Origin of the sequence: Liberiplasma polymorphum (genome assembly GCF_043951795.1) — a bacterium.
GTDB lineage: Bacteria > Bacillota_I > Bacilli_A > Izemoplasmatales > Izemoplasmataceae > Liberiplasma > Liberiplasma polymorphum.
This window is the reverse complement of the sequence record NZ_JBIOAG010000028.1, coordinates 1-21,046: the sequence shown is the minus strand read 5'-3', so window position 1 is coordinate 21,046 and position 21,046 is coordinate 1. Positions and strand designations below refer to the sequence as shown.

The following is a 21,046-nucleotide window of genomic DNA, read 5'->3' as shown; positions in this document are numbered from 1 at the left end:
CCTCCTAAGCATAGCGCTTCATGAACAAATCATGAAGTACCTTACTTTCTCTCATGATATTAAGCGTTGTTTCTGCGTGGGATTTTGTATACCCATTTCCAATAATCATCGTGATATCTTTCCCAACACCCTCAGCACCTAGTGCAGCCTTAGTAAACGAGGTTGCCATACTAAAGAAGTAAACAGTGCCTTGGTCTTTAGTACTTAAGATAGAGGTCATTTCAGTATTTTCTATGTTGACACAATTGATGGTTAAATCAGCAAGTTGATGAAGCGTTATGGCTGATATTTGTTCATGGACTTTAATGGCGTCTTTTGCATCTTCTAAAATGATTTTATCGTATAAATTTAAACTTTTAAGTAAATCTTTTTGTGCTTGTTCATTAACAAGCCCAATAACTTTTCCGTAAGGTCCAACTTGTTTTTTAGCTTGATAAGCGCATAATAAGCCACTTTTTCCAGCTGCACCGATAATAAACACTGTATCCCCATCTTTAGCTAAGTTTTTCACCTGTGCTGGTGCCCCAGCCACATCTAAACTAGCTAAAACTAGTTTTTCATCTAAGTCATCCGGAATCACAGCGTAAATACCTGAATCAAATAAGATTGCGTCCCCTTTAATTTTTACTTGTTCATTGCTTAAATTAATAGACAAAATTTCATCAATATATAAAGGCGTAAGCGATAATGAAACAAGCGTCGCAATTTTAGTGTTTATTTCTATGGATTGATCATGAAATTTTTCTCCAACATCCTTTACCTTACCAATGAGCATGCCGCCGCTTTTAGTTACAGGATTTTGCATCTTACCTTGTTTAGTTACAATATCTAGTATCATCGTTTTCATTTTTTCTATATCGTTTGAACATGCTTCTTTTATTTGATGAAATGAAGCCGAATCAATATTTAATGTATCCACTTCTATGAGCATCTCATTAGGATGACAAATTGGGGTGTTATCAAGTTTTTTTGCAGCTTGTGGTAAAATTCCAACCGGTTCAATAACACGGTGAATACCATATTTAGAGTATTTCATTTGAATCAAACTCCTTCATCTTTAGAATTTGTCTTGCTTCTTTTGGACTAGCAATTTGACGGTTATAGTGTTTCGCCATTTGAACCACTTTTTCTACTAATGCACGATTTCCTTTGGCTAACACACCTTTTTCAATATAGATATTATCTTCTAACCCCACGCGAACATGCCCGCCATATTGTATGGCGAGTTCTGCTAGGGTAAACTCATATCTTCCTATCCCTGCAACACTAAAGGTTGCGTGCGGGGGAATGCTTTCTTTTAAAAAGTGAAAATCTCTTAATTCTCCGGTCATTCCACCATTAACCCCTAAGACAAAACTAAAATGAAGTGGCTCATGGATAAACCCTTTTTTGTGTAACCTCAAAACCATATCAATATGCCCTTTTTCAAAACACTCGAGTTCAGGATATATCTTCTTCTCATGCATGATTTGAGCTGCTAGTTTAATATCGTTTTCAGTGTTCACAAAAATTTCATCTCCACCAAAATTTAGTGTCCCACAATCTAGGGTTGCCATTTCAAGGGGTAACTTTGTGACTTGGAGTCTTGTAGTCATATCCATGCCTACAGCCCCACCTGTTGATGGTTGAATAATCACATCAGGACATTTTTTTCTAATGGCTTTTATAATTGCTTCATATCTTTTAGCATCTTGGGTTGGCTTACCATCATCTTCTCTTGCATGCAGGTGAATAATTGAAGCCCCTGCACTGTAGGCTTCATAAGCTTCTGAAACCATTTCTTCAATCGTATATGGGACATATGGATTATGTTCTTTTTTAACTTCTGCACCAGATATCGCGCAGGTAATAATAAGTTTATTCATGAGACAATCTTTGTTTATTTAGTGGTGTAATGCATGTCCCAATGGCTTCGGTTGTAAGAATTTTTTCGTCTAGTAAATCTGCAGCACTTTCATTTATATCTGTTCTTGCAGTAATCACTTTATAACACTTAAAATGCATTTTTCTTGAAGTATTACCTTTGTGAATAAGTTGGGCTTCAACTTCAATAAAATCACCTGCATATAAAGGTACTAAAAAGTCCACTTTTTCATAAGCTCTAAATAATCCTTCATCTCCATCGATATGAATTAGAAGTTCTGTAGCTACATCACCAAAAAATGCAAGAACTTTTGCACCGTCTACTAAGTTTCCTCCGTAATGCGCGTCTTGTTGGCTTAATCTTAATCTATGAATGACTTTCATGATTTATACCTCCATAAGTGATACATGATTATATTTTAATGGTGCTTCTGTTTGGGCAATAATTTCTTCTATGGTTACATCTGGATGACGCTCTATTAAATAAAGCCCATCTTCTTTTACTTCAAGGACGGCTAGTTCTGTCACAATTAAATCAACTTCTTTATACGCCGTTAAAGGCAATGTGCAAGTTTGCTTAATCTTAGAGATGCCTTTATTAGTATGGGTCGTTGCAACAATAACTTTTTTTGCCCCAACTACTAAGTCCATTGCCCCACCCATTCCAGGGACAAGTTTACCTGGAATAATCCATGATGCAAGCGAACCTTCTTGATCAACTTCTAAAGCGCCTAACACTGTTATATCCACATGACCACCTCTAATAATTCCAAAAGATGTTGCGGAATCAAAATACATACCGTTTGGCATTAAAGTGACATATTGTCCACCAGCATTCGTTAAGTTTTTATCGATATCTAATTCAGTCTCAGGACTTGGGCCTAACCCAATAAGACCATTTTCACTTTGTAAAAATACTGAAATGGTACTTGGTATATAGTTGGCAACAAAAGTAGGGAGTCCAATACCTAAATTAACTAAATCACCATCTTTTAATTCTTTAGCAATACGTTTTGCGATGATTTCTTTTGCATTATGCATAGCGATCCACCTCAATTAAGCCATCAACAAATATATGAGGCGTAATAATATGTTCTGGGTCTATATGACTAACTTTATGATGCACCAATACCATCACCTTTTTAGCTGCGGTTGCGATTATAGGATTAAAGTTACGGGCCGTTTTATCATAGATTAAATTCCCTAGTTCATCGCTCGCATTCGCCTCAACTAAAGCTAAATCTGCGCCAAGTGCTTCTTCTAACAAATAGTCTTTTCCTTGTACATTAATCACGCTTTTTCCTTCTTCAACTACGGTATGGATACCCGTTGGGGTTAAAATCCCACCAAGTCCTGCCCCATAAGCTCTAATTTGTTCTGCAAGTGTCCCTTGAGGGACAAGCGTTACTTCCATTTTGCCTTCACTCATTAATCGTCCTGCTTCTGGATTTAACCCAATATGTGAAGCGATGAGTTTTCTAACTTGCCCGTTGGCAATAAGTTTCCCTACCCCTTTATCAGGGTATCCTGCATCGTTACAAATAATGGTTAATTCTTTTACATGACTCTCATATATCCAATCAATGAGTAGTTCCGGTGATCCACATGCCATAAACCCACCAACCATTATACTTAAGCCATCTTTTAACTGATCTAAAAAGGTTTGTTTTTCAATCCATTTATTCATTAGGCATCCTTTCTAGGTGGCATCATCATGGCCTCACCTGTTAAGACTAGTTCGTTTGACTCGTTAAATATTTCTGTTGTAAATATGACTCTATTTTTTTTTAGTATAATTTCTTTAACTGTGATGACTACACTTAATAATGTATCTGGGTAAACTGGTCTTAAAAATTTCAATGATTGTGAACAATAAATCGTGCCTTCACCTGGATATTCAAGTCCGAAAACTTTACTAAATAATGACCCCAGTAACATGCCGTGAACAATTGGCTTTTTAAACATAGTTTTTGCAGCATAATCTTCATCAAAATGCGCGGGATTCATATCATGAGTTAACGTTCCAAATGTTAAAACATCCTCTTTTGTAATCGTTCGTTGATACGTTCTTTTTTCTCCGATTTGCATAGATTTAATCATAAATTTCCTCCTTAAAATATCAAAAAAGAGCTGTTTTTAAATAAACAGCTCTCCATTTTCAAAGAAATGGCAATGATTGTAGTGTCCCTACACTCATCAAGTTTGCGAGTTGGACGTTTCGCAACTTTCGGCGTGTGATGCCTTTTCTATCCTAAAGAATGTCCAACTTCTTATGAAGGAATAGATACCCATCACACGCGCCTCTGTATGCTTTCCGAGTTAATTATAGTAGATAATGTAAGCGTTGTCAATCTTTTTTTGTCATACAAAAAAAGGCGCTATTTTTCGCGCCTTTTAATGGTTTTTATGCTCCTGGAGGTAAATATGTTCCTTGAGATAAATTATACATAGTATCCAAAATATCCCCTGGATTGTAAACGATTTCAATTAGGACATCGCCATCATAGATTGCTAAGAACGGTTGATCCCAGGTAAATCCAAATGGTGCAGAGCTCCAAGAATTGTTATAGTTAATTACATAAAGTCTTAAGTAATGATTTGGGTTTGTGTTGTAATAGTAATGATATATATCCCAATGCATCCAACTACAATCGTAACACATGTTATTATAGCCAAATAATACCCATAATTCGTCTGAATAATTGCTAGCGGCCCATGCGATATCATCAAAATCATGAATCATTGGGAACTGATTATAATAATAATCATTATTGTAATCCCAATCCCAGTCATCCCAACCATATAAATCATCATAGATTTCATATGAGAAGAATACAAGTAATAATCGAGTAAGTGTAAAGTTATCTTCTTCTAATATACCAATCAATTCTAAGAATGATGTTCTTGTATGTTGTTGGTCTACTTCTTCTTCTAAGAAGTTAAGTGATACTGGTGCTGTTGTAACGAGTTTACCATCGATATAAACGAAATGACCGATAATGTCGTCTTCAGTAATGGTAAATGTTGTTAGTGTTTTATGGAAAATACCTACAGTTCCAACGATTTCAATTAGATCTTCTAATGCATAAGTACCTTCTTCTAAGTTATCTAATTCCCAATAAATATTTTTAAGCATTTGATACATTTGATCGATTAAAGCATATTGTCCAACTTCTTCCATAATGCGGTTTACATCATTAAACTCAGTTGGCAAGGTAATGGTTTGGTTACCTTTAATCGTCATTTCAATGTCAAATCTTGTAAATGGTGAAGGTTCTTCTACTTGTAATCCGATATATTCTAAGAATGGAACCAAATCCATGTTCATGTAAATCGCATCACGGGTTTCTGGATTAATTAACATGATGAGTTCCATTGGATCCATACCTTCTAAGAACTCAAATAATGCGATTAACTCATAGAATTCTTCACAGTCTACACCTGTACAATTGATTGGATTTACTTGTGGTAAGTTTACGCTATGTAACTGATCAATATAAAGCCAAACTTCACCAAAGAATTCAACCGCGAATGCATAGAATAAGTCATGACTTAAGTACATAGTTGCTTGTAAATAATCATCATCAACGCGATCTAAATCAATTTCCATTTCCTCATGACTACCAAAGAAGTCCATCGTGATAAATGGTTTGAATCTTCCAAAGTCACTTATCAATGTTTGGTATTCATATATAGCACCTAATTCACGCATATTGTATAAAACAACTTCGTGAACAATGCTTAATAAAGTTTTAAACTCACTATCTTCTAAATCATCGAAGTAGTTGAGGAAATCGCCACTATAAAGTGCTTGAATGAGCTCGTTAAAGTCAAACACTTCTACAGCATCTCTTAAAGCAACTAAGTCGATATTACTTATATAAGCATGTAGTGCGTCATAATCTAGTCCTGGTACGTCTCTTAATTCCATTTCCCCTTCTTCAATAGCAAATAAGAGGAAATCTTCAATTAATGTTCCATTTTGATAAGATTCAAGTAGCATGACAAACGGAATCCCTTCCAAGTAATCCGCTAAGATTTCTGCTTGTGGTATGGTTAATGCATCGAGTAATGCAAACACACCATCGGTTTCTAAAATATCAAAGTATAAATCAAAATCGAATCCGTCTGCTCTTAAATCTGTTTCAAGTTCTAGCATGAGTGCTATAACTTCAGGGCGAATAACGTTTTCTTCTCCATTTTCGATTAAATGACTGTAGTTGATATTAAAGAAATGTGCAACGACAGCATTTAAATCAAATGTAAATAATGTATCAAATAATAATTGTAATTGAATATTTGCTTCTTCTTTATCTGCACCGATAAGTTCTAAAAGCATGTCTTCAACTTCGTCTAGATGTTCTAATTCTGGCATACGTGCAATCATAATTTCACGCAAGAATAATTTCATGAGTTCAAACTCTACCATGTTAGCGAGTGAATCATCAAATCTAAATTTTGCCCAGTCATGGTGAACATCTAACATTTCAAAGATAACCTCTACTTCACCACCAGATAGTTCCTCAAGTAGCGGTGCAATATTGAGGTAGACGATAACTGAGTCATCATAGATAACGAGAATTACACTAAATGATACTGGTTCAGGTAAGTCGTATACATCAATAATCATGTCGCGTTTAATCATAGTAGCTTCAAGTAATCTTACATACGTATCAATCATCGTGAGTTCTGTATCATATTCAGCTCCATCGAATGGATCTAGATATGTTACATTTACAACTGTAGTAAGTTCAAATGATTGTGTAATGCCCATAGACGCCATGAGTGGATTCATAAATGCTAAATCCCCTGTCCAAGATGCAATGATTGTATCAATTAAATCTGGATCTGGATCTGGGTCTGGATCTGGGTCTGGATCTGGATCTGGATCGACTTCAGTTACAGTGACTGTACGACTAACTGTAGTGGTTTGATCGTTAGTGTTTGTAACACTATAAGTTAGTGTATAGCTACCCGGTGTATTAATATCGACAGTTCCTATAAAAGTAATTGCACTTGTTAAGTTCCCATCTACTGTATCTACTGCACTTACACCTGCAAGTGGATCAAATGCTGTTCCTTGAGTAATCGTGACGTTTGTAACACCTAAAATAGTTGGTGGCGTTCTGTCGTCTGGATCTGGGTCTGGTTGTCCAAATAAACCACAAGCATTAAGTAATAGCGTGAGGGTTAGTAATAAGAATAAAGATAAAACCTTTTTCATTTAAAACACCCCTTTATAATTTTGTAATATATTTTTATTATATAATTTAGTTGTGAATAAATTGTGTAAGGTACAAAATAATTACTTTAACTAATTATAATGTTTTATAATGTGAGTGTGGTCAATGCTGTAAGTGTGTCATTTTCGTGTATAATAAAACTATATTGCTTCGGGGGTTTTTTATGAAGATTTTATTTAAAGATCAGTTCAAAAAACTGATAAAAAATTACTTATACCCAATGATTCTTGGGTTTATTTTGTTCGTAATTATTGCCTCTTATGTAAGCATTAATATGTTAACTACTAGATTGGTTGAACCCGTAGATGATTTTACAAGTAGTCAAAATATCGAAGATTTTCATATAACCTTAGGACAAATACGTTTTGAATCTTTAACAGGTCAACAGCGTTTAACGGTTTGTCAAACCTTACAAATCGCACAATGTGTTGGGCTTGATGAAACCAATCCTGTTCAAATGAATTTTATAAACCGTATTATCCAAGAGCGTATTTATGCACGACCTGATTTGTTTGATACTTTATATGATCCAATTATGTTGCCTTTAATAAACGATTATGGATTTGAAATTGAGCGTAGTGTATTTATGAACATTGAAACTGGTGATAATATATACCGTTTTATATCGATTAATGAACTAATTAATATCCCTTTAGTCCACGAAGGTAGACTTCCTGAAAATCATCAAGAAATTAACGTTTATAAAGCGTTTGCTCAAGCGAATGGTTTAAGTATTGGGGATTCATTTAGTATTTTGCATAGAACCTATACCATTGTTGGTTACTTTTATGCGCCAGATTATATACTCCCTACGATTAAGGCCAATGCGTTAAACTATAACCCTAAACATCAAACACTCATTTTAGCAACAGATCAAGGAATTTATTCTATGACAAGACCTTTCACGATTAAATACCAAGCAAAAGGTGATTTTACCTTATTAGCTGAAACTTTCGATGTTCAAGATATTTATACACAAGAACTTCATTTACTTGGTAGAAACATGCAGATGGTTCAAACCATCGTACCACTTGAATATAATATGCGTGTGAACGCAATCTATATAGAAACAAATTTTGCAGGCATATTAAGTGAATTATTTTTAGGAATATTTATCTTTTTTGGGTTTATCTTAGTGCTGCTTTATTTAAAGCATTTCATCGACCAACAAAAACAAGACTTAACTTTACTTACTGCTTTAGGGTATTCAAAAACGATGTTATCTACATCTTTACTTAGTTTAGGGATTGTTTTATCGATGATAATTCTCATAGCTTGTTTAAGCGGCATCTTAATGAGTTATTATTATTTTCAAGCCTATAGTATCCGCTATCAAATGCCACACGCTGATTTTAGTATTGATTTTACTTTGATTGCTAAAGCTGTATTAACGCCAATAATTTTAATTTTGATGTTTATCTATTTTTATAGTTTTGCACTTTTAAGTCGCTTTAATTATAAACCTGTACTAAGTAAGTTTAAATTAATGCTTATTACCTATAGACGTGGTTTAGTATCACTTGTCATGTTTACGATTGTGAGTTCTTTGTTTTTACTATCCCTATTTACTAGGAACATGATTACCGATTTTAAGGATACGACTTTGGAAGGCAATGATTATACCCACCGCGTGGTTTTATCGCGTTTTACAAATACCATACGTCCTGAAAGTGAACCTTTCACAACGACCACGACTAAAATGGTTGCAATCAATAATCAACTTCTTGATGAAACATTTACAGTTTCAGCTTATGGTATTAGTCAAGAGGTCACTTTAAAAAAACTTGTTGATAACGATTTGGCGAAAAATGTACTCCTGCTTGATGGCTTTGTGATAACACAACATGCTGCAATGAAATATAATTTAACCATTGGCGATACGGTGAGTCTTCGCTTTGGTAGTTTAGTTTATACGCAGGAAATTGTCGGAATTAATAATGATTTAATTGAAAGTGCAATTTATATTAATCAAGCGGATTTAAATGCTCGATTAGGATTTCCTGCAGAGTATTTTAATGGTTACTATACAATGAACGAAACCATTAGTGACCCCCAAGCTATTCGCATTGTTAACTATGAAGATGTGGCTAAGGAACTAGAAACGCTATTTACATTATCTAATCAAGTTACCTTCTTACTTATGAGTTTAGCGCTTGTTGTTTCACTACTAATGTTTTATTTCTTAACGTTAAATCGTTTACTAAATGAAGTCCCAACCTATTTAACGTTAAAAGCATTAGGTTATTATGATAAAGAACTATATGTGCGTTATTTCTATAAAACATGGGTAGGCTTACTCATCGCATTTATTCTGAGTTATTTTATCGTTTCGGCTGCTTTATTATTTATGAGAAACTATTTATACACCGCACTGGGATTTGCGTTTAACTTGTCTGTTTATTTCCCGGTTACAGTGCTTAGTTTTATCGTGGTAAGCACGCTTATCTTAGCTGTTACTATGATGGTTTATAAACGATTATCTTCTATTGATTTATCAACGGTTTTAAAAGCATAAAAAAAGTAGAGTTTCCTCTACTATAAATGCGTAAACCCAAAATCATCTTTATCAAACCAGATAAACGAATCATCAGACCCGTAAAAATAATCAAACTTTGAAAAAGCTAAATAATGAAATATGATTTGGCCATTAACTTGTTCATGATAACCGTAAACAATTTGTTGCGTGGTTTTATGAAAATAAGGCATGTACTCTTTACCACCTACAACCACACGATCCATACTTTCAAGTTCTAAAAAGGGTTCTAAGTGCTTAACGTGGAAGACTTGATAGCGACCATTTAAAACTAGTTTTTTCGCCCTTGTTAAAGCGTTTTCATCAATCATAAGATTCCTCCTCAAATAATCATGCAGTAAAATATTAAACGTATTATAGCATATATAGTATAATAAAAGTATAAGATTGGGTGATTAATATGAAAGAACACCAACTAAAAAACGAACTCATTAAAGCTGGCTTCAAGGCATTCGCAAAACAAGACTATAAAAAAGTCTCTACGAATGAAATCGTAAAAGCCGCAAATGTTTCTAAGGGCTTACTCTTTCATTATTTTGACAACAAAGAAACCTTTTATTTCACACTCTATGAGATGGCTTGGCAAGTCATTCACAGAGACATATTCGTAGAATTCCCATTTGAAAACAGGGATCTTTTTGATCGTTTAAAATATCTTATTATCGCTAAATCCACTGCGTTACAAAAGCATAAAGTGATTGCGATGTTTTTAAAGCGCATTCATTTAAATAATGATGAATCTTTCGCTTTAAAACGCACGAAGATCTATAATAATTTCACGATTAAAAATTATAAACGCATGTTTGAAAACATCGATGAAAGTAAATTTAGAAGTTCTGATTATTTAGATGAAATTTATAAAATCGTTACTTGGACATTTAACCGTATTACTTCTGAATGGGAAAAAGCACACCCTGATAAGGAAAACGATGATGCCTTACGCATTTTAGAACAAGAGTTAACACACTATATTGAGTTCTTTAAAACGTTTTTCTATAAATAAAAAAGCACATATTGTGCTTTTTTTATGCAAAGTATTCCATGATTTTGGTAATGTAAAAAAAGACAACTAAGAAATATCCGTAAATAATTGTGGCATTTACTATAATGCCTAATATCACGTTCACTATGAGATAAGGGTCTGTTTCCTTTTTCCGTTTAACACGGTTTGCGAGGGTTAACTGTATGGTAAGTGTAAAGTACCTCAACATAATAGCCATGGTGATAAACACCAAAACAAGCCCTACATAAATAGTAGAAATATGTAATGTGTAGACATATACTGCGATAATCAAATGTACGATTGATATAGTAATAATCCTTGCTAAATGGTAAAACAAGTTTTTCGAATCCATAACATCACCTTATCCTTACAACTTAGTTTCATTGTAACATAAGTTAATTAGTATACAAATAAATTAGTTAATCTTTTAAATAGTACCCGAGTCCTATCGCTTTAGGTCCAGCGTGTGCGCCAACGGCTGGTGTAAGTGGCATACTAAAGATTTCTGTAAACTCAGGACGTACTTCTTGAATCTTTGAAGTAATATAATCTCGTACTTTTTCGTTGTTAGCATGACAAATAAATGGTTCAATGTTCAATCCGTTTGTTTCTTCTAAAAACATCTCAATCACACGGTCTACCGCTTTAGAGAATGTACGAATTTTTTCAACACTTTCAACTTTACCTTCTTTAGATATATGAAGTAGTGGTTTAATTTTTAACATACTTCCTAAAAAGCCTTGGGCATTTGATAAACGTCCGTTTTTAACTAGATAAGTTAATGTGTCTACTGCAAAGTAAATATGATTGTTATCTCTGATAAATTCTATTGATTTTAGAATTTGATCGACTGTTTTACCAGATGCAGCCATGGATGCGGCTGTTAGTACCATTTTAGCTTGAGGAAACGCTACTGAGTTTGAGTTAACGACATGAACGCTTAGTCCATCAACGCTTTGAGCCGCAATTTGGGCTGCCCCATAAATACCGCTCATATGCTTTGAAATCGTTATAACTATCAAATCTGTGTAGCCTTTTTTCTTCATTGCTTCATACGTTTCAATCATGATAGCTGTTGGGGGTTGCGAGGTTTTTGGGACTAATGATTTATCTGATTCTATACGGGCGTAAAATGAATCCGCTGTTAGTTCGATGTGATCAAGAAACTCTTCATCCCCTAAATGAATCATCGAGCGTAAAATGGGAATGTCGTAATGATGATCGAAATAATCTAAACAGGCATTTGTGTCTGTAACAATACCAATTTTTCTTTCCATGTTAATATCTCCTTCGCTTAAATTTATTCTAAATATCACACCTATTATAGCACGGATTAACTGCCATTAAAATAAGAAAAAGCACTTAATAAGTGCTTTTAACTAACTTCAATTATAATGTAGTGTGCATGAGAAATCGGTTGAATATGAAGGGTTTCTGTGGCATGGACTGCATCGCCTGCATATATTTGCTTACCATTAATATAAGCTTCACCATCTATTTGAACTAAGTAAACTTCTGATGCCCCTCTTAATTCAAAATTTTTGTAATGTTCTTCATCAAGCATCATCACAAATACATTCACTTCCTGATTAATTTTGAATAGTGCATCATCCTTATAAGAAGCTATTTTAACAATTTTATTAAAGATGGCTTCTTCACTTAAAACCTTATGACTATATACTGGTTCTAAATTTCTCTTTTTGGGTTCAATCCAAATTGAGATCATTCTTAAGGATTCATCTTGATGATTCCATTCACTATGACTAAATCCCGATCCAGAGCGAATATATTGAATGCCGCCTTTAGGTAGATTCACTTCATTTCCTAATTCATCTTTATGAGTTAAAATGCCTTTATAAACAAAATTTATCATTTCCATATCGCGGTGATGATGGGTATCATAACCATATTTTGGGATAATACGTTCTAAATTTACAACCCGTAAAGGCCCTATACCCATTCTTGATTTATCGTAAAAATCTCCAAACGAAAAATGATGGTAAATTGTTACGAACCCATAGTCTTCTTTTCCTACATGAGATTTTCTGATTACTTTAAACATATAAAACTCCTTAATAATGCGTTACTTAGAAATTACGAGCTAATATAAATAATAAATCACTTAATCGGTTTAAATATTGTCTTACAAAGGATAAATCTTCACGTTCATTTGTGTTTATAAATTTTACAAGCATACGTTCAGCTCTGCGACATATCGCACGTGCAAGATCAAAATAAGCCCCAGCAATGCTTGCTTCGCTACCGGGTAAGAAGAAGCGTGGTTCAATGGGTGCGTGAGAAAGTAAGGTTTGCTCTTCTTCTTCGATGAACTGAATATCTTTTTCATTAATATGTCTTAGTTTATCGTATGTTTCTTTATGGGTTTTTACATTAGTCGCAATCAATGCATTAATGGCTTGTAAGGTTGCTTGAATGGTTTTAATTTTTTCGTAATTTGTATAATGGAAGGTTAGGCCTAAAAAAGAGCTCAGTTCATCCATAGTACCTAAAGTATCGAATAAAACATCATCTTTTGAATATAAGTCATTTGAATAGTTTCTTGATGTCCCTGAATCTCCTTTTTTAGTAGAGATTTGTTTAATATCTTTGATATGCATATTGAAACCTCCTTTTTTACTTATTTTTATTATAGCACCATAATAGATTATCTAACATAAAAATAGCAAGAAAATTAATCCTCTGTAATCAGAGGATTTCTAACGTTTAAAGGCGTTTAGTCTCATAATTGACAGGGTTAAAAAGATAATGGTCCAAATTATTAAAATAATCATCGTTAACCAAGGCGATATGACCTGATTAAATAGTTCAAGCGAAACCCCTAAAAAAGATTCCATTTGTACTCTAAATGCACCTGCACCAACAAAAGCTTTATCTAAAGAATCTTCCATATAAACAATGCGGAAAATGGATCCCATTTGCATGGTTGGAAGTAAACTTAATATATTACGCATGGTATTGCCTAGTACACCTATTGGAATATATAATCCGGTTAAAAATCCAATCAGCGTTCCAATCAATGTTCCAAGTGTCCCATGAGCATCTGAGGACTTTATATAAGTTAAAGCTAAAAAGAATAAACTTGAAAATAGACTTGATGAAAAAATAACTAACAGTACAAGTTTTAATAACGTGAAGAAATCTAGGAATAAGCCAAATTTAAAACCAATATAAAGTTGCCCGACAACTAAGTTAAACAATCCGAATATACTACCAATGAGTAATGCAGCAATAAAGTAACTGATGACTATATTTCTTCTTTTAATCGGGGCAACATAAAAATCATTGATGGTTTTTAGTTCGATATCTCTAATCGTGACAACATAAAATCCTAGGGGTACTGTGACAGTTGATACCATTAAAACCCCTGAAAATATCCATGTATGGATAACATAATCTGCATAAGGCAACTCTCCAAAATCCCCGCCAAATGAATCTCTTAAAAATAACATAAATAACCCGAGGATAATTAACACAGATAAAAATGAGAAAAAGACAGCCCAACGCGCCCTTACATAAAGCGTAATATGTCTTAAAACTAAGCGACTAATCATGGCTATTATCCTCCAGTTTTGTTCCTGTTATATTTAAGAATACGTCATCCATACTTGCTTTAATGATTTCAAATGTTTCAATTTGAGGCAGGTATTTTTGAACATATTTAATGCCGTAAAAAGGGGTTTTTAATGGAACATGAATAAGATTATTTACGCGTTTATAAATAATGTTATCTGCATCAAGTCGTTCCAATATATCTTTATGGGCAACAAGTTTTAGTGTATCTTGTGCATATTTTATGCGCAGATTATCTGCAGAATCCTCAGCCAAAATTTCACCTTCATGCATGATAATTACATGGTCTGCATCTAAGACTTCTTCCATGTAATGGGTGGTTAAAAATATGGTCATATTTGTGGCTTGCTTTAAGTCTAAAATAAGTGACCAAATCTCTTTTCGGCTTTTAGGGTCTAATCCTGTTGTTGGTTCATCTAAAATTAAAATTTTAGGATTGTGTAGTAAAGCTCTGGCGATATCAATCTTTCTTTATTGTCCGCCGCTTAATGTTTCAACTCGTTGGTGTTCATAATCACCAAACTGAATTTTTTCTCTTAAAGCTTCATAGCGTTCTTTAAACGTTTCTTTATCCATTTTATAAAACGATGCGCGAACGCGTAAATTCTCTTGGACACTTAATCTTGCATCAAGCGTACTATACTGAAATACGACACCAATAGAATTTCTAATTGCCTCATCTTCTCGCCCTAGTGTATATCCATTGACATTGACACTACCTTCATCATGACTTAGTAGGGTCGATATAATTTCAATTGTTGTAGACTTTCCAGCACCATTAGGTCCAAGCAATGCAAAAAAGGCACTTTCTTTAACTTGGAATGAAATAGATTTCACTGCGTGAACAGTGCCATAACTTTTTGATAAATGCTTAACTGTAATCATAGCGGTATCTCCTTTAAATAATTGGGGTGAATATGCTCATAATGCCCTCAAACAATTTTGCAAAAATAGGTCTTTTTTCTGAAGGATCTATTAAAATACTTTCTTTTTTATCTTGTTCAAAATCAATGACTAATTGATGAAGTGCCTCTTTATCATTAAACAAAGCACTCACTTCAAAATCGATTATGGCACTTCTGTTGTCTAAATTATAACTCCCAACACTTGCCAAGCAATCATCAATCATTAAGATTTTACTATGACTAAAACCAGGCTGATATACATATATTTTAATGCCATGTCTAGCAAAAGCGTGCGCAAAATATTGAGTAACTTTATAGACTAAGTATTTATCCGGTGTACCAGGAATAATAATTTCTACATTCACACCAGATAGTTGCGCAACTTTTAATGCTGTATAAATTTCTTGGTCAAGTGCCATATATGGTGTCATAATTTTAATTGATTTTTTGGCTTTAAATATCATTTTCAAGTATACATTTCTAATATTGGCTTCATCAGATTCTGGTCCTGATTGCAAAATTTGAGTAATAGATTGTTTACGAACTTTTGTTTTAGGATAATAAAAATCATCCGTAATGTGTATGCCTTTATTATAATAGTAGTCTTTAAAAAATAATGTCGTCAGTGATGAGACTGCTGCCCCTTCTAAACAAACTTGTGTATCACGGAAATGATAATCATATAATATGGAGTTATCATACTCATCACCAATATTCATCCCGCCAGTATAGCCAACAAGGCCATCAATTACAACAATCTTTCTGTGATTTCTAAAATTTAATCGCGTATTGAAAAACGGAAAGTATACACGGTCATTTATAATAAATTCGACGGCTGATTGCTTCAAGCGTTTACGTGATTTTAAAGACATTCTTGATACGCTACCAAACCCATCAACAATAAAAAATACTTTTATACCATTTGAGGCTTTATCAATGAGAATATCAATAATTTCATTGCCTCTAGTATCACTTCTAAAAATATAAGTTTCAAATAAAATAAATGCCTGTGCATCTTTGAGTTTTTCTATCAAATCTGGATAAAATGATTCGCCGTTTTGTAAAATGCGAACGGCGGTATCATTAAACGGTTGATGAAAAGCAATTTTGTGGGCGGTTTCAAATATCTCTTGAATATATTCGGGTGTTTCTTCTTTATTTAGTGATAGTTTTAATGGTGAATCTTCTTTAGTAATATAATCATTTGACTTGATTAATGGGCGCTTTTTATAACGATAACTATTTTTAAAACTCCTTCCAAACGTTAGAAATAGTGTGATGCCTATGACCGGTTCAAATGCCAAGATTAATAACCAAGGAAGTTTATTATAAGGGTTCTCACTTCTTAAGGTAACCGATAACCAAATGATAATCACCAATACGAGAAAAAGGGTTCTAATTAAGAACCCTGCAGAAGGTGAAAATTCATAAATAATATTTAACGTTTTATAAACTAGTTCTAGTGCAACACGGGTAAAAATAGCTAATCCAACGAGAAATAAAATACTCGTTATCTTACGTATGCTTTTTTCCATATGTAACCTCTTTTACTTCTGAAATTCTATCGCCTTGACCCCTAAAAGATAGTCTTTTATATCCTGTACTTGATCTTCATTTAAACGGTTAATTGCATCTACTTCAAGACCTTTTAGGATTTGATTTTGGAACTCTTTGTATCGATTTAAGTCTTTGATTTTTAAATGTTCACGTTCATTGATGTAGGCATTTTTTTCTTTTTGTCTAATCGATAGCGTCTCTTTTAATAAGTTTTCTGCTTCGTCTTTACGTTTGAAGCATAATGCTTTTTCTTTATCTTTTTCGTTGGTTAATTGTTTAAGCTGTTGGTCGTAGTTATTAGTTAATTTAGCTATTAAGCCTTCTAATCTACGTTTTTCGTGATTAAACTGATCAATTAAATTTTTAAGGTTTTCTTCTTTAATTGTTTCAATTTGTTCGATGGCTTTTTTACAATTTTCTATCGTTTCATTTTGATCGTTATGATTTTCTTCTTCATAAGCTTTGAATGTATTTTTAATCGACTCTAAGGATTTATTAAGCATTTCTTTATAGGTCGCTTTCGTTTCATTTTCTTTAGCTTGGCGGACTTTTAAGTATTCTCCTGCTTCAGTTAATGTATCTTCTTCTCTTTGTCGTTGGAATGTTTCAAATAAATCTGAACTATGTTTAATTTCAAAATAAAGTTTGTTATAACGTTCAATCTCATCAGCTGCTTGCAGTTTCACATGATTAATTGCATCACTTAATTGATCTTTAATGTGATTGAGTAACGTGTCTGCTTCTTCAGAAGAATGTAAACGATAGCCTTTAATTTGATCAATCATTTTTTGATAAATAGCAAGTTTTTCCTCTAATTCAACTTTCTTTTCATCCATAATTTCTTTGAACTCATTTTTCTTATAATCAAACGCTTTAAGTTGTTTTTTAATGAGCCCTTTATCTGCTTTAGGATCAAGTAAGTCGATGGCATCTTTATCTTTTTGAAGTTCTTCTTGATGATGTTTAGCAAGTTGAATAATGGTTTCTTTATGGGTTTGTTCGATTTCTTTATAAGCTTCTTCGTATATTTTAATTTCATGCTTATAAATTTCTTCGATATTGTTCATGATGATTTCATGATCTTTTTCTGCTTGCTTCATCATTTTTTCGTAGCGTGTAATTTCTAGGTTTTTACGGTTTTCAACTTCTTTTTCAACGCTTGGTTTGTACACTAACATACCATCACTTTTTAAAGCGATATAGTTTTTGGTGTAAATATAATAGTGCTTAATGAGGAAGTTTTCTTTATCATTATCTTTTGTAACAAAATGATTATTTTTATCGATTTGAAGGGCGCGTTTATCGAAAGTAAACATATGCGATAAACGATCTTTTTCATAATCAATTTGATGTAGCGTTAACGCGTGTTGTAGTTTTCTTAGTTTTACATCTTTTTTATGCACTTCTTTAATATAGTTGCGGGATTTTGTAAGTTCATTTAATTGTTCGTTAAATGTTTTTTTTGCTGATTCTTCATCGATGGTTTGGGTAGGTTTTAAGCGTTCTGTAAAGTTTTCATAATAAAGTCTCGCTTCTTCTTGCGTTTGGTTATAGTTAATCATTTGGATATCATGATCGATTTGAACACTATCCATTTTATAATTGAATTCAGCTTGTTGTTCTAAAAGTTTAATGTTGATCGTGTTTATATCAATCAATTGTTTGGTTTTGACAACGTGAAGACTATTTAAATAAAGATATATTTTCTCGATACCGTCTTTTTTTAGGTTAAAGAGTGTGTCTTGATGGTGTTTGATTGTATCTTCTTTTTGTTTATCAATTGGTATTTTTGCTTGTTTATATTGCTCTTTTTTATTATCAATGGTTTCTTTAAGTGTTTTTTGTAGCTTTTTGATTTCTTTTGCATAATCATTTGCGGCTGTGTGGTCAGCTATTTTTTCTTTTTCTTTTTGATACTTTGTTTTTTTATTGATTTCATTATCATAATATGTATTGATTTCTGATAAATCTGTTTCGTGATTTTTTAGTAATGTTTCTAGTTCTAAATCTATAGGCTTTAAAGCCTCTTTATAGGCTTTTAAAGCTTCTTTAATTGATTTAGAAAATGCGATTTCAAACTCTTTTAATTTTTTTTCAATTGATTGAGTTTCTTTTATAGCTGACTCGTATACTTTATCTATTGAAAGTGATAATTCTTTATTTTTTTCTTCGTTTATGGTTGTTTGGGTGGTCTTTTTAATATCGGTTTCTTTTTCTAGTTGAAGCTGTTTTTCATAGAAATTTTTATTGGCTTTATCAATCTCTTTATCGAGTGCTTCTTGTTTTTTATTGTAATCTTGTTTTATACTATCTAGGGTAATTTTATAATCATTATCAATTTTTTCTTCTTTAAGCGTGTTTAAAGTACGCTTGCTTTCAAGTTCTTGATCAAGCTCTTTTAAGTCTTTTTCATAAATTTTAGTTGTTTCTTTTTCTTGTTTATCTAATTTAACTATGTCTTGTTTGTGTGCTTTCTCGAGGTCACTATGTATCAGTTTGTAATCGGCATGTAGTTGGGTAATGCTTTCATCAAATGTTTTTAACTTATTGGTTAAAGATGTATCGATGCGTTTTGTATTTGATTGATATAATTTATGTTTTGCATCGAGTTGATCTTCAGATTTTAGTACCTCTTCTACAACTTTTTTATACGCCCTATCCAGCCTATCTTTTAGCCTATTTTCATTATCCATGGTCGATTCCCCCTTAATATTATTGTAACATTTTTAAATAAAAAACCATTAGTTTTTCTTATACAAATCGTTAATTTCTACAACTACCTGGATTGGTGATGCTTCTGCATCTAGATTTAAAGGGATTGCATATACTTTAAATGGCTGATGTTTGGGTAGTAAACTTAGATTATTTAAGTTTTCAATGATTAAGATATCTGCTTCAAAGAGCCTTTTATGTGTGTTAAAAGGTGCATAATCTGGACTTGGTGTATCAATGCCTAATATTGGTACGTTTTTTTTAATACACGTTTCGATTATTTTTTCATGAATTTCAGGGTAACTATCGAAGTAATCTTTATGGGTTAAATCAACATGATTTGTTTTAATAAAAACCATGTGATTTTCAATAATTTTATCACATTCTTCAGGATGATTCTCAATTAGAACTGCTTGATTTATAAATCTAGTTAGTGGATAATCTTCAAACGTTTTATGGCTTTTAATCATATGATTTGGTAAATCTATATGCGTGCCTGTATGTAATGACTGCTTTAAGATACTTAAATGATACCCATCTTTATCATGCGTTTTCTCAGCAGCCAAAGATAGAGGGTAGTCACCGGGGTAACTTGGAAAATTGTGTGTTATTTTATAACTTAACGAGATCAATTTCATGGCTTTTTCCTTTCGATTAAAAAAGACGCACCTCACATGCGTCTTCAGTTAGTTATTTGGATTAAATCCAACGATTTTGTCAATAAATCGCATGCGACCACCTACATAAACATCTGTAACTCGGTCATTTTCTTTGGTAAGTTTTACTTCGATACTTGAAGGTTTAAACAAACTGTAACCTTGTTCAAATACAAAGTGTGTTTGTTTTTTATCTAAGTATTTATCTAAATAACAAGCAAGGGCTCCTGAGGCTGTCCCAGTTGCACTTTCTTCGATGATACCAATAGGTGGAATGAAGTTTCTTCCGTGCGCATCTGAATTATGTTTTGTCTCAAGTGTGAAGATATATAATCCATAAGCATCATATTTATCACATAATGCTATAATTTTGTCTGTGTCTAGTACAAGTGCATTTAAAGATTCAAGTGTTTTTACACCCATAAATATTTCTTTAATTCCAGTTGAAACTACTTGGATTGGGGTCGGTAATAAAATATTTTTAGAAATGCCTAATGCATTTGTGATTTCGCTTGGGTTAATTTCTTCAAAATATTTAGGTTTGGCTAGTTGAAGATGAACGGTATTTTCTTCAATTCTAACTTTTAAGATGCCTTCATTGGTTTCAATGGTATATTCTTTTTGTTCGACCATTTCTAAGTTTCTCATTAAGTTAAATGTCGCAATAGTGGCATGCCCGCATAAAGGGACTTCAACAGTTGGGCTAAAATAACGTAATCTAAAATCCGCTTTTTTACCTGGTAGTAAAAAGGCTGTTTCTGAATAATTTACACGTTTAGCAATATTTAACATTTCTTGATCGGTTAACCCTTTAGCATCTAATACGACACCGGCTTCATTACCGCCTAAAGAATCCTTAGGAAACGCACTGACGCGATATAATGTAAGGCTCATCTTTATGCCTCCTTAAATAATTGTGTTATTATTATATCATATTAAAAATTAATTTTCCCCTAATTTTACTGATTTTACAATTGTTATCA

General features: G+C 32.9%; 21 protein-coding genes and 1 riboswitch. Of the genes, 2 read left to right on the top strand and 19 right to left on the bottom strand.

The features are described from left to right. Nucleotides 1-4: 4 nt before the first annotated feature. From kdd to ACHAJD_RS07200, 7 genes are all read right to left on the bottom strand, one after another. Nucleotides 5-1,036 carry an L-erythro-3,5-diaminohexanoate dehydrogenase gene (gene kdd, locus ACHAJD_RS07230; protein WP_435585190.1) on the bottom strand — a complete coding sequence of 344 codons (1,032 nt, stop codon included), beginning with the start codon at nucleotides 1,034-1,036 and terminating at the stop codon, nucleotides 5-7. Further along, a complete protein-coding gene (kce, locus tag ACHAJD_RS07225; RefSeq protein ID WP_435585189.1) occupies nucleotides 1,023-1,865 on the bottom strand; it encodes a 3-keto-5-aminohexanoate cleavage enzyme in 843 nt (280 codons plus the stop codon). Before kce ends, kdd begins: the two co-directional genes overlap by 14 nt. After that, on the bottom strand, nucleotides 1,858-2,247 hold the full coding sequence (kal, locus tag ACHAJD_RS07220) for a 3-aminobutyryl-CoA ammonia lyase (protein ID WP_435585188.1): 390 nt from the start codon (nucleotides 2,245-2,247) through the stop codon (nucleotides 1,858-1,860). Before kal ends, kce begins: the two co-directional genes overlap by 8 nt. A gap of 3 nt (nucleotides 2,248-2,250) precedes the next feature. Further along, a complete protein-coding gene (locus tag ACHAJD_RS07215; RefSeq protein ID WP_435585187.1) occupies nucleotides 2,251-2,904 on the bottom strand; it encodes a 3-oxoacid CoA-transferase subunit B in 654 nt (217 codons plus the stop codon). After that, on the bottom strand, nucleotides 2,897-3,550 hold the full coding sequence (locus ACHAJD_RS07210) for a CoA transferase subunit A (protein WP_435585186.1): 654 nt from the start codon (nucleotides 3,548-3,550) through the stop codon (nucleotides 2,897-2,899). The genes ACHAJD_RS07215 and ACHAJD_RS07210 overlap by 8 nt, the downstream gene beginning before the upstream one ends. Then, a complete protein-coding gene (locus ACHAJD_RS07205) occupies nucleotides 3,550-3,963 on the bottom strand; it encodes a MaoC family dehydratase (RefSeq protein ID WP_435585185.1) in 414 nt (137 codons plus the stop codon). Before ACHAJD_RS07205 ends, ACHAJD_RS07210 begins: the two co-directional genes overlap by 1 nt. A gap of 37 nt (nucleotides 3,964-4,000) precedes the next feature. Then, nucleotides 4,001-4,177, bottom strand: a riboswitch (Lysine riboswitch). A gap of 90 nt (nucleotides 4,178-4,267) precedes the next feature. Next, entirely contained in the window at nucleotides 4,268-7,087 is a 2,820-nt protein-coding gene (locus ACHAJD_RS07200) for an immunoglobulin-like domain-containing protein (RefSeq protein ID WP_435585184.1), read from the bottom strand. Nucleotides 7,088-7,269: 182 nt separating this feature from the next. Here ACHAJD_RS07200 and ACHAJD_RS07195 point away from each other — a divergent pair, with 182 nt between their 5' ends. Further along, a complete protein-coding gene (locus tag ACHAJD_RS07195; protein WP_435585183.1) occupies nucleotides 7,270-9,621 on the top strand; it encodes an ABC transporter permease in 2,352 nt (783 codons plus the stop codon). 20 nt (nucleotides 9,622-9,641) lie between these two features. On the opposite strand, the gene ACHAJD_RS07190 is transcribed toward ACHAJD_RS07195, so the two are convergent. Next, entirely contained in the window at nucleotides 9,642-9,950 is a 309-nt protein-coding gene (locus ACHAJD_RS07190) for a hypothetical protein (protein WP_435585182.1), read from the bottom strand. An 89-nt stretch (nucleotides 9,951-10,039) separates the two neighbouring features. Between ACHAJD_RS07190 and ACHAJD_RS07185 the strand changes: the two genes are divergently transcribed. Further along, nucleotides 10,040-10,642: a TetR/AcrR family transcriptional regulator gene (locus ACHAJD_RS07185; RefSeq protein ID WP_435585181.1), complete on the top strand. Its 603-nt coding sequence runs from the start codon at nucleotides 10,040-10,042 to the stop codon at nucleotides 10,640-10,642. Nucleotides 10,643-10,664: 22 nt separating this feature from the next. On the opposite strand, the gene ACHAJD_RS07180 is transcribed toward ACHAJD_RS07185, so the two are convergent. From ACHAJD_RS07180 to ACHAJD_RS07130, 11 genes are all read right to left on the bottom strand, one after another. Further along, on the bottom strand, nucleotides 10,665-10,994 hold the full coding sequence (locus ACHAJD_RS07180; RefSeq protein ID WP_435585180.1) for a hypothetical protein: 330 nt from the start codon (nucleotides 10,992-10,994) through the stop codon (nucleotides 10,665-10,667). 67 nt (nucleotides 10,995-11,061) lie between these two features. Beyond that, nucleotides 11,062-11,919 (bottom strand): DegV family protein, encoded by an 858-nt coding sequence (locus ACHAJD_RS07175; protein ID WP_435585179.1) that lies wholly within the window; start codon nucleotides 11,917-11,919, stop codon nucleotides 11,062-11,064. A gap of 98 nt (nucleotides 11,920-12,017) precedes the next feature. Continuing rightward, nucleotides 12,018-12,704, bottom strand: a complete 687-nt coding sequence (locus ACHAJD_RS07170) for a pirin family protein (protein ID WP_435585178.1) — start codon at nucleotides 12,702-12,704, stop codon at nucleotides 12,018-12,020. Between the two features lie 25 nt (nucleotides 12,705-12,729). After that, nucleotides 12,730-13,260 (bottom strand): cob(I)yrinic acid a,c-diamide adenosyltransferase, encoded by a 531-nt coding sequence (locus ACHAJD_RS07165; protein ID WP_435585177.1) that lies wholly within the window; start codon nucleotides 13,258-13,260, stop codon nucleotides 12,730-12,732. Between the two features lie 99 nt (nucleotides 13,261-13,359). Further along, nucleotides 13,360-14,214 carry an ABC transporter permease gene (locus ACHAJD_RS07160; protein ID WP_435585176.1) on the bottom strand — a complete coding sequence of 285 codons (855 nt, stop codon included), beginning with the start codon at nucleotides 14,212-14,214 and terminating at the stop codon, nucleotides 13,360-13,362. Further along, entirely contained in the window at nucleotides 14,207-14,692 is a 486-nt protein-coding gene (locus ACHAJD_RS07155) for an AAA family ATPase (RefSeq protein WP_435585196.1), read from the bottom strand. Before ACHAJD_RS07155 ends, ACHAJD_RS07160 begins: the two co-directional genes overlap by 8 nt. Before the next feature lie 12 nt (nucleotides 14,693-14,704). Further along, nucleotides 14,705-15,118, bottom strand: a complete 414-nt coding sequence (locus tag ACHAJD_RS07150) for an ATP-binding cassette domain-containing protein (protein WP_435585175.1) — start codon at nucleotides 15,116-15,118, stop codon at nucleotides 14,705-14,707. A gap of 13 nt (nucleotides 15,119-15,131) precedes the next feature. After that, the gene (cls, locus tag ACHAJD_RS07145) at nucleotides 15,132-16,673 is read right to left on the bottom strand and encodes a cardiolipin synthase (protein WP_435585174.1); all 1,542 of its coding nucleotides are present in this window, start codon (nucleotides 16,671-16,673) and stop codon (nucleotides 15,132-15,134) included. 12 nt (nucleotides 16,674-16,685) lie between these two features. Beyond that, the gene (locus ACHAJD_RS07140) at nucleotides 16,686-19,388 is read right to left on the bottom strand and encodes a hypothetical protein (RefSeq protein WP_435585173.1); all 2,703 of its coding nucleotides are present in this window, start codon (nucleotides 19,386-19,388) and stop codon (nucleotides 16,686-16,688) included. Between the two features lie 48 nt (nucleotides 19,389-19,436). Next, nucleotides 19,437-20,045, bottom strand: a complete 609-nt coding sequence (locus ACHAJD_RS07135) for a cyclase family protein (protein WP_435585172.1) — start codon at nucleotides 20,043-20,045, stop codon at nucleotides 19,437-19,439. Between the two features lie 48 nt (nucleotides 20,046-20,093). Beyond that, a complete protein-coding gene (locus ACHAJD_RS07130; protein WP_435585171.1) occupies nucleotides 20,094-20,957 on the bottom strand; it encodes a PhzF family phenazine biosynthesis protein in 864 nt (287 codons plus the stop codon). Nucleotides 20,958-21,046 lie beyond the last annotated feature (89 nt).

Bases quoted from the DNA above. Each gene is read 5' to 3' on its own strand.
- kdd (WP_435585190.1), bottom strand. From the start codon at position 1,036: ATGAAATACTCTAAATATGGTATTCACCGTGTTATTGAACCGGTTGGA.
- kce (WP_435585189.1), bottom strand. From the start codon at position 1,865: ATGAATAAACTTATTATTACCTGCGCGATATCTGGTGCAGAAGTTAAA.
- kal (WP_435585188.1), bottom strand. From the start codon at position 2,247: ATGAAAGTCATTCATAGATTAAGATTAAGCCAACAAGACGCGCATTAC.
- ACHAJD_RS07215 (WP_435585187.1), bottom strand. From the start codon at position 2,904: ATGCATAATGCAAAAGAAATCATCGCAAAACGTATTGCTAAAGAATTA.
- ACHAJD_RS07210 (WP_435585186.1), bottom strand. From the start codon at position 3,550: ATGAATAAATGGATTGAAAAACAAACCTTTTTAGATCAGTTAAAAGAT.
- ACHAJD_RS07205 (WP_435585185.1), bottom strand. From the start codon at position 3,963: ATGATTAAATCTATGCAAATCGGAGAAAAAAGAACGTATCAACGAACG.
- ACHAJD_RS07200 (WP_435585184.1), bottom strand. From the start codon at position 7,087: ATGAAAAAGGTTTTATCTTTATTCTTATTACTAACCCTCACGCTATTA.
- ACHAJD_RS07195 (WP_435585183.1), top strand. From the start codon at position 7,270: ATGAAGATTTTATTTAAAGATCAGTTCAAAAAACTGATAAAAAATTAC.
- ACHAJD_RS07190 (WP_435585182.1), bottom strand. From the start codon at position 9,950: ATGATTGATGAAAACGCTTTAACAAGGGCGAAAAAACTAGTTTTAAAT.
- ACHAJD_RS07185 (WP_435585181.1), top strand. From the start codon at position 10,040: ATGAAAGAACACCAACTAAAAAACGAACTCATTAAAGCTGGCTTCAAG.
- ACHAJD_RS07180 (WP_435585180.1), bottom strand. From the start codon at position 10,994: ATGGATTCGAAAAACTTGTTTTACCATTTAGCAAGGATTATTACTATA.
- ACHAJD_RS07175 (WP_435585179.1), bottom strand. From the start codon at position 11,919: ATGGAAAGAAAAATTGGTATTGTTACAGACACAAATGCCTGTTTAGAT.
- ACHAJD_RS07170 (WP_435585178.1), bottom strand. From the start codon at position 12,704: ATGTTTAAAGTAATCAGAAAATCTCATGTAGGAAAAGAAGACTATGGG.
- ACHAJD_RS07165 (WP_435585177.1), bottom strand. From the start codon at position 13,260: ATGCATATCAAAGATATTAAACAAATCTCTACTAAAAAAGGAGATTCA.
- ACHAJD_RS07160 (WP_435585176.1), bottom strand. From the start codon at position 14,214: ATGATTAGTCGCTTAGTTTTAAGACATATTACGCTTTATGTAAGGGCG.
- ACHAJD_RS07150 (WP_435585175.1), bottom strand. From the start codon at position 15,118: ATGATTACAGTTAAGCATTTATCAAAAAGTTATGGCACTGTTCACGCA.
- cls (WP_435585174.1), bottom strand. From the start codon at position 16,673: ATGGAAAAAAGCATACGTAAGATAACGAGTATTTTATTTCTCGTTGGA.
- ACHAJD_RS07140 (WP_435585173.1), bottom strand. From the start codon at position 19,388: ATGGATAATGAAAATAGGCTAAAAGATAGGCTGGATAGGGCGTATAAA.
- ACHAJD_RS07135 (WP_435585172.1), bottom strand. From the start codon at position 20,045: ATGAAATTGATCTCGTTAAGTTATAAAATAACACACAATTTTCCAAGT.
- ACHAJD_RS07130 (WP_435585171.1), bottom strand. From the start codon at position 20,957: ATGAGCCTTACATTATATCGCGTCAGTGCGTTTCCTAAGGATTCTTTA.